Raw genomic sequence first — 8,491 nt, forward strand, 5'->3', positions numbered from 1 at the left:
GTGCGCCGAAGGGCGGCGGGTCCTAGGCGGTCGGTGGTTCCATCCGGGCGTACGCCTCCGGCGGGATCGGGAAGCGCCTCAGCAACTCCTCCATCCAGGCGGTCGGATGGGTGGCCGGAGCCGCGCCGCCGGGCAGGGCGCGCGCCTTGCGGATGCCGTCGAGCAGCGCCTCCACCGCGGCCTCGGTGGTGTACCGCTCGGAGACCCAGCGGCGGCCCGCCCGCCGCACCTCGTCCTGGCCGGGCAGGTCGAGCAGTTCCAGGGCCCGGTCCGCCAGCCGGTCCGTTTCGAGCTCCGGGATCCGCCACGCGGACGGCGAGTCGAACAGTTCCGCTCCGCCGCCGCCGGCGTAACCGGTCACCAGGCAGCCGCTGGCCATCGCCTCGGCCGGCGGCAGGCCGAAGCCCTCGCCCTCGGGCGCTCCCAGCGCGATGAACACCGAGGTGTCCGACAGTACGCGGGCGACCTCCTCGTGCGGAACCGCGTGGATGTCGTACAGCTCGACGCCCCTGGACCGCGGGTCGGCGTGGAGCAGACGGTGGAGCAGCGTGCTCTCGACGGGGCGCTTGCGGGACATCCACGCGATGCGCCGGACCCGCCCGGTCGACGCCGGCCGGAACAGCCCGGTGTCGACGGTGTTCGGCACCAGGTGCGGTTCGAACCCGGGCAGGGCGCGGCGGAGCATGTCGGCGCCCGCCTTCGAGACCGTCCACAGGGCCGGCCGGGCCGACCAGCCCGGGTACGGGCCGGGGGCGGGGCAGGTCAGGAAGTGGATGTAGTGCCCCTGCGAGTAGACGACCTTGCGGCCGCCGGGAGCCGGGTCGCGGCCCGGGAGCACGCTGACCTCGGGCAGCACGAGGACGTCCTCGGGGCCGAGGTCCAGGGTCATCCCGGACAGCGTCGGCACGTCGTCGTCGAACCACGTGTAGCGGAAGCCCGGTGTGGGCGTCCAGCGGTACGCCTCGACGCCGGCGGCCCGCAGCAGCGCGACCTGTTGGTTCAGGACGCGGATGCCGCCCAGCGGGAACTGGAACTCGAACGACGCGTAGACGACTCGGCCGGTCACCGAACCTCCCTGACGAACCAGCGACTTGAGCGGAACAGGGCCTCACGGATCCAGGGACCCCCGGACCCACGGACCCACGGACCCACGGATCCCCGGATCCAGGGAACCAGGGATCCGGGGCTACTGCAGGTGCTCCTCGATCTCGGCGATCAGCCCGTCCTCGAAGCGGAAGTAGGTGGTGGCGTGGACCCGGCTGCGGGTGCCGTCCGGCGCCTCCAGCACCAGGACGTGCTGCTGGAGCACCTCGTCGGGCTTGTGGAAGCGGCGCACGACCTCGTACCGCAGGGAGTCGACGGTGGCGAAGAACGCGGCGATCCGCTCCAGCCGGGCGTCGATCGGCCGGGTGCCGTCGCCGTCGTTCTGCCACACCGTGGCGCCGGGGGTGCACAGGGCCCGGAAGCCGGCGAGGTCGCGTGCCTCCAGCAGCCGCAGTCCGGCATCCACCGTCGCGTCGAGGTCCTGGTCCATGGGCTTCTCCGTTCAGTGCGGGCGGGAAGGGGAGGGGTGCCGGTCGAGCAGGCCGAGGCCGCGCAGGTCGGTGACGTACTTGGCGACGAGGGCGGGGGACAGCCGCGGCACGTCCCGGTCGGGCCCGATCCCGGCCGCCCGGACGGCCTCCCGGAACCGCGGGGCCGGGGCGGGCCGGTCCTCGCCCGGTTGCTCGAAGGCGTGCAGCAGGGGCAGCACCGAGTGGGTGCGCTGCCGTTCCGGCAGGGCCCGGACCGCGGTCGTGAAGCGGGCGAACCAGTCGTCGTAGTCGTCGACGCGCCGGATCGGGTGGCCGTCCTCGACCAGCCAGTCCACGAGGGTGTCCAGTGAGGCGCCGTCGTCGTGCGGGTTCCAGGCGTTGTAGGTGCGGTAGCCGTCCGGGCCCGGGGTGCCCAGCGCGGTGACCGCCTCGGCGAGGAAGTCGACCGGGAGGCCGTCGTACCGCGCGGGCGTGCCGCCGCGGTGGAACGACCGTGGTGCGATCCCGGTGGCCACCAGGCTGAGGACCAGTCGGGTGAACACGTCGGGCACGTTCAGCTGTCCCGGGTAGCTGCTGTGCGCGAGGATCATGCCCGACCGGAACGTGGTGACCGGCAGGCCGTACCGTTCGTGGGCCTCCCGCAGCAGCACCTCGCCCGCCCACTTGCCCGCGGCGTACCCGTCGGCGTAGCCCCGGCCGAGGCGGCGGCGCGGGATCGCCTCCCGGACGTCGGCGTCCTCGTCGAGTGCGGACGGCCCGGCTCCGCCGCGCACGGCCACGGTGGACAGGTAGGTGACGGGCTTGAGCCGCTCGGTGAGCGCCAGCCGGACCAGTTCGGCGGTGCCCGCGACGTTGGGGCCGAACAGCTCGGCGTAGGGCAGCACGTGGTTGACCAGCGCGGCCGGGTGGACGACCAGGTCCACCGACTCGGCCAGCCCGTTCCACACCGCCCGGTCCAGGCCCAGGCGCGGTTCGGCGAGGTCCCCGGCGAGGACGGTCAGCGTGCCGGCGGCCAGCTCCCGGTACCGCCGGGCCGCCTCGCCCCCGTCGCCGAAGGCCCGGGCGAGCCGCTCGGCCGCGTCGGCGGGCGTGCGGCCGCGGACGAGGCAGACCAGCCGGCCGCCGGACGGGGCCAGCCGGCGGAGCCACTCCAGGCAGAGGAAGCGGCCGAGGAACCCGTTGGCGCCGGTCAGCAGGACGGTCCGGGGGGACTCCGCGGGGCCGGGCAGGCCCGGCGCGGCGGCCAGGGTCGGGGCGTCGATGAACCGGTCCGGGGTGAGGTCGCGGGCCCGGACCTCGGTCGCGCCGCCGCCGTGCACGGAGGCGGCCGTGGGCCTGCTCCCCGGGGCGGTGCGCCGGGCCTCGACGTACGCCGCCACCCCGGCCAGGTCGGTGGCCGGGCCGAGGACGACGCCGACCGGCACCTCGACGTCCAGGACCTCCTTCAGGAGGGTGGTGAAGGACAGCGCGGAGAGCGAGTCGCCGCCGAGCTCGGTGAACCGCGCGCCGGTGTCCGCGCCGGCGTCGGCCCGGCCCAGGACGGCGCGCACGGCCCGGTTCACGGTCTCCTGGACCGGCCGGTCGGCACCGGTCCGGCGCAGTTCCCGCAACTGCCGGCCCTGTTCGTCGGCGAGTTCGGCGTAGCGGCGCTCCAGGGCCGCGCCGTAGCGTTCATGGAGCCGGGGGCGCAGCAGCTTGTGGCTGTCGGAGAGCAGGCCGTTGGCCGGGCTGAAGGGCTCGGTCTCGACCAGGAAGTCCCGGGGCACCTCGTACGGGTTGAGCCCGTTCTCCCGGGCGGTGCGCCGCAGTTCCCGGTCGATCAGCAGCTTGAGCGCCGCCGGGTCGCCGTCGGCGCGGGCGATCGCCTCCGGGGTGGGCACCACCACGGCGAGCAGGTGGGAGCGTTCGCTGTTGCCGTACACGAAGACCTGCCGGACCAGCGGGCTGCCGAGGAAGACGCCCTCCAGCCGGGAGACGGTGACGAACTCGCCCTGGGACAGCTTGAGCACGTCCTTGGTGCGGCCGACGTAGACCAGCCGGTCCGGTCCGACCTCGGCCATGATGTCGCCGGTGCGGTAGTAGCCGTCCTCGTCGAAGACGGCGGCGGTGAGCTCGGGCCGGCGGTAGTACCCGGGGATGGCGGCGCTCGTCCTGAGCAGCAGCTCGCCGCGCGGGTGCGGCCGGTCGGTGCGGAAGCAGCCCAGCTCCGGGACGTCGACCAGCTTGTAGTCGAGGACGGGCGGGCGCTGCACCACGGTGTCCAGCAGCACCCCGCCGGCCTCGGTCGAGCCGTACCCGGTGTACAGGTGCAGTCCCAGGCAGGACTCGACGAACTCCGCGACCTCGGCGGACAGCGGCGCCGTCCCGCAGAAGGCCTTCGCCACCCGCCCGCCCAGGACGGTCTCCCGCAGGTGGGCCTTGACGGCCGCGTCGACGTCGCCGGGCTCGCCGGCCCGCCGGTCGAGTTCGCCGCGGTACCGCTGGAAGAGCATGTCGCAGATCCGGGGGACCATGGTCAGCTCGGTGGGCCGGACCAGCGCGATGTCCTCGAACAGGGAGGACAGGTCGCTCCTGGCGGTGAAGCAGCCCAGGCCGCCCCGGGCGAGCGTGCCCAGCACCGACATCCGGCCCGCCTGGTGGCTCTGCGGCATGTAGTGGACGACGACGGACGGCACGTCGGCGGGCCCGTAGACGAATCCCCACCACGCGTTGCGGGCGAGGCGCTGCGGGTACATCGCCCCCTTCGGGGCGCCGGTGCTGCCGGAGGTGTAGAGGAGCAGGGCCAGCGGGTCCTCGCCCGGGGCGGGGACGTGCAGCGGGGGGTCGGGCAGCAGGGCGCCGCGCCCGACCGCGGCGGTGAGCGTGTCGAGCACGGCGGTGCCGCCGGCCTCGGCCAGCCGCCGGGCGGCGGCCTCGACGGCGGCGCGCTCGGCGGGGACCCCGGGGTGGTGGTCGAACACCAGGAGGCGGCGGACCGACGGCTGCCCGAGCACCGCGGCGACGGCGGTGTCCAGCCGTTCGACGCTGGTGGCGAGGAGCCGCGGCCCGGTCTCCGCGACGATCGGCGCCAGCTGGGAGAGCGGCGCGCTGGCGTGCAGCGGCACGGAGACCAGGCCCAGGTGGACGCCGGCCAGGTCGACGGTGGCGTGGTCGGTGCTGCTGAAGCCGAGGACGCAGATCCGGTCGCCCGGGGCCAGCCGGTACCCGGGCTCGTGTGCCCAGGCCCCGGCGAGCGCCCGGACGCGCGCCCACAACTCCCCGTAGCTGACGGTGTCGTACCTCGGGAGCAGCCGCCCCGTCGCGTGGTCGCGGGCGCGTTCGCCGAGGGCGGGCCGGTCCCGGTAGGCCGCCATGACGGTCGCCATGATCTCGGCCGGGCTGGTGGCCGGATCGGCGAGCGCCGCCCGTACGGCCGCCGACTGCCCCGTCGCGCCCGGCCCTTCCGACTGCCCCGTCGCGCCCGGACGGTGGCCGGCCCCGGCCGTGGCGGAGCTCACCAGGCGACCGGCAGGGCGTCGGCCCCGCGGATGAGGCGTTCGGTGCGCCAGCTGATCCGCTCGGGCGGGACGGCGAGGTGCAGCCCCGGCAGACGGCGGACCAGGGAGCCGAGCACGGTGCGCAGTTCCATCCGGGCGAGCTGCGCGCCGAGGCAGTGGTGCACGCCGTGCCCGAAGGTGACGTGCGGGGACGCGCTGCGGTGGAAGTCGATGCGGTCGGGCTGCTCGAAGACCTCCGGGTCCCGGTTGGCCAGCCCGAGTTCGGCGACCACGGCGTCACCGGCGCGGATCTTCTGCCCGCTGAGCTCCAGGTCCTCGACGGCGATCCGGGTGAACCCGGCGGTGGCGCTGATCGGGACGACCCGGGAGAGCTCCTCCACCGCGCCGGGGATCAGGCCGGGATCGGCGACCAGCTCCCGCCACAGCTCGGGGCGGGTCAGCAGGGTGTAGACGAAGTTGCCGATCTGGTTGGCGGTGGCCTCCTGGCCGGCGGAGAGCAGGCTGACCCCGAGGCCGACCAGCTCCTCCTCGGTGAGCGCGTTCTCCTCGCCCTCGACGGAGGCCAGTTCGCCGAGCAGGTCGGCGGTGGGGTGGACCCGGCGTTCGGCGACCAGGCCCGCCAGGTAGTCGTTCAGGTGCCCGCGGTCGCGGGCGGACAGCTCGGGGTCGGAGAGCGTCAGCAGACCGTCGACCCAGGAGTTGAACCGGTCGCGGTCGGCGAGCGGTACCCCGAGCAGTTCGCAGATCATGGTGACCGGTAGCGGCCAGGTCAGGGCCTTGGTCAGGTCGGCCGGCGAGCCCGACGCGATCATCGCGTCCAGCAGCTCGTCCACGATCTCCTGGGCGCGCGGCCGCAGCGCCTCGACCCGGCGGAGGGTGAACGGGTTGGCCACCCGGCGCCGGAGCCGGGTGTGCTCGGGCGGGTCCATGCTCAGCATCGAGGTGCGGGGGAGGCCGGCCGAGACCGTGCGGGGCACGTGGTCGCCGACCGCCTCGGCGCGGCTGAACCGGGGGTCGGCCAGCACGGCGCGGACGTCGGCGTAGCGGCTGACCAGCCAGGCGTCCCCGCCGAACGGCAGACGGACCCTCAGCACGGGCTGCTCGCCGCAGACCGCGGCCAGCTCCGGGTCGATGTCGAGCCGGTGCGTCGGGCCGAACGGATAGGCGCGGGGCCCGTCGTCCGTCGCGGTCATGTTGTCAGTCCTTCCGGTCCCGGGGGCGGTCACAGCGCCGCGATCCGCCCGCCGTCGATGACGAGGTTGCTGCCGGTGATCCAGGAGGCGCGCGGGGACACCAGGAACCCGACCGCCTCGGCGATGTCCTCGGTGCGCCCGATCCGGCCGAGCGGGATCCCCTCGGCCCAGTCCGCCGTGTCCGTCCCGAGCCCGAGGTAGTCGGCGATCCCGTCCCTGGCCTCGTCCGCGCCCGGCGTCATGACGTTCCCGGGGGAAAGCGCGACGACCCGGATGCCGTCCGGCGCCAGTTCGGTCGCCAGCCCTTTGTGGTAGACCTCCAGGGCGGCTTTCGCGGCGGCGTAGTGCAGGATCACCGGATAGGACGAGACGGTGGCGATCGAGGACATGTGGACGATGACGCCGCCGCCTCCCGAACGCATCGCGGGGACGAGTGCGGAATTGAGCCGGACGGCGGAGAGGAAATTGATGTCGACGGTGTACTGCCAGTCCTTCTCGATGTCCAGCGCGCTCTGGAAGGTCCGACAGCCGCCGGCGTTGTTGACCACGATGTCCACGCCGCCGAGGATTTCCAGCGCGGTGTCGGCGAATTCCCGGACACCGGCCGCGGTGCTGAGGTCGGACGGGACGAAGGCGGATTCGGCCGGGGTGTCCCCGGTCGGTTTGCGCGCGGTGGTGACGACGGTGGCGCCGCTCTCCAGCAGCTTCCGTGCGATGCCGGCGCCGATGCCGCGGCTTCCGCCGGTCACCACCGCCCGCTTTCCCGCCAATTCCCGTTCCATTCCGGTTCCGCCGCCTCTCCCTGGTCGGAAAACCTGTCCGCGACGCCTTTCGGCAGAAGAGACGCTTTTCGGCGTACGGGCGGGTACGGCCCGGTGCCGGTGCGGAAGGGCGGCGCGGAACCACCGCGGACCACTATCCGCGACCCGCTTCGGCAAGGTCAAGAAGATTGTGTCGATGCAGTGCATCGCCTGGCGCGGTGCAGAAAGGCGGTCGGCCGCCGGGCGGGCCGATGCCGCTGGACGCCGGGAACGATAGCCCCGATAATCGTCGAATTGCCGACGCACGGACCTCCGGTATGAGACGGACGGAAACACCGCCGCGGCGCGGCGGGATATCGCCCGGGGCGTCCGGCCCGGAATTCAGACGAACTCGGGAGGAACAATGGCGGGCTTGGGAGAGCCGTTCACCGTGGGCGACCTGACGGTCCCGAACCGGATCGTGATGGCGCCGATGACCAGGATGAAGTCCCCCGGAGGGGTGCCGGGCCCGGACGTCGCGGAGTACTACGCCCGCCGTGCGGCCCACCGGGTGGGGCTGATCGTCACGGAGGGCACCTACATCGGCCGCCCCGCCGCTGCGGCCTACGACGGGGTCCCCCACTTCCACGGCGAGGAGGCCCTGGCGGGCTGGTCCCGGGTGGTGTCGCTGGTCCACGCGGCCGGCGGCCGGATCGTCCCGCAGCTGTGGCACACCGGGGTGCAGCGCCCGGGCACCGAACCGCCCGCCGAGGGGCCCTCCGGGATCGGCCTGGACGGCGGCCCGGCCGGGCGGGCCATGAGCCAGCAGGACATCGACGACGCGGTGGCCGCCTTCGCGCGCGGCGCCGCGGACGCCGAGCGGCTCGGGTTCGACGGGGTCGAACTGCACGGCGCGCACGGCTACCTGATCGACGACTTCCTGTGGCACGGCACCAACCGCCGCACCGACCGCTACGGCGGCGACCCGGCCTCCCGGGCCCGGTTCGCGGCCGAGGTGGTGCAGGCCGTCCGGGCGGCGGTGAGCCCCGGGTTCCCGGTCCTCTTCCGGCTCTCCCAGTGGAAGGTCGGCCGCTACGACGCCCGGATCGCGGAGAGCCCGGAGGAGCTGGAGCAGCTGCTGACCCCGCTGGCTGAGGCGGGGGTCGACGCCTTCCACGCGTCCACCCGCCGCTACTGGCTGCCCGAGTTCGAGGGCAGCGACCTCAACCTGGCGGGCTGGGCGCGCAAGCTCACCGGCAAGGCCGCCGTGACGGTCGGCTCGGTCGGCCTGGACCGCCAGTACGGCGAGGGCGTGTTCACCGACGGCTTCACCCGGCCGGCCGGGCTCACCGGCATCGAGGAACTGGTCGAGCGGCTGGAACGCGACGAGTTCGACCTGGTCGCGGTCGGCCGGCCGCTGCTGGCCAACCCCGACTGGGCGGAGCGGGCGCTCGGCGGCGGGCTGGCCGGGGCGGTCCCGTACGACCCGTCGGTGCTCGCGACCCTGGTCTGACCACCGGACCGGC

General features: G+C 74.3%; 6 protein-coding genes. 1 reads left to right on the forward strand and 5 read right to left on the reverse strand.

All coding sequences use genetic code 11. From position 1 onward, the window contains the following. Nucleotides 1–22: 22 nt before the first annotated feature. The 5 genes from AMK13_RS12590 to AMK13_RS12610 form a co-directional block, all read right to left on the reverse strand. Nucleotides 23–1,066, reverse strand: a complete 1,044-nt coding sequence (locus AMK13_RS12590) for a glycosyltransferase (protein WP_074002289.1) — start codon at nucleotides 1,064–1,066, stop codon at nucleotides 23–25. A 120-nt stretch (nucleotides 1,067–1,186) separates the two neighbouring features. Continuing rightward, on the reverse strand, nucleotides 1,187–1,534 hold the full coding sequence (locus AMK13_RS12595; protein ID WP_049658964.1) for a nuclear transport factor 2 family protein: 348 nt from the start codon (nucleotides 1,532–1,534) through the stop codon (nucleotides 1,187–1,189). Between the two features lie 12 nt (nucleotides 1,535–1,546). Further along, nucleotides 1,547–5,032 (reverse strand): carboxylic acid reductase, encoded by a 3,486-nt coding sequence (gene car, locus AMK13_RS12600; protein ID WP_241852858.1) that lies wholly within the window; start codon nucleotides 5,030–5,032, stop codon nucleotides 1,547–1,549. Beyond that, nucleotides 5,029–6,225: a cytochrome P450 gene (locus AMK13_RS12605; protein WP_049658615.1), complete on the reverse strand. Its 1,197-nt coding sequence runs from the start codon at nucleotides 6,223–6,225 to the stop codon at nucleotides 5,029–5,031. The genes car and AMK13_RS12605 overlap by 4 nt, the downstream gene beginning before the upstream one ends. 29 nt (nucleotides 6,226–6,254) lie before the next feature. Beyond that, entirely contained in the window at nucleotides 6,255–7,007 is a 753-nt protein-coding gene (locus AMK13_RS12610) for an oxidoreductase (protein WP_074002290.1), read from the reverse strand. A gap of 382 nt (nucleotides 7,008–7,389) precedes the next feature. Here AMK13_RS12610 and AMK13_RS12615 point away from each other — a divergent pair, with 382 nt between their 5' ends. Continuing rightward, nucleotides 7,390–8,478, forward strand: a complete 1,089-nt coding sequence (locus tag AMK13_RS12615) for an NADH:flavin oxidoreductase (RefSeq protein ID WP_074002291.1) — start codon at nucleotides 7,390–7,392, stop codon at nucleotides 8,476–8,478. The last annotated feature ends 13 nt before the right edge of the window (nucleotides 8,479–8,491 follow it).

Source organism: Streptomyces sp. CB02056 (assembly GCF_001905545.1).
In the GTDB taxonomy this organism is placed as follows: Bacteria; Actinomycetota; Actinomycetes; order Streptomycetales; family Streptomycetaceae; genus Kitasatospora.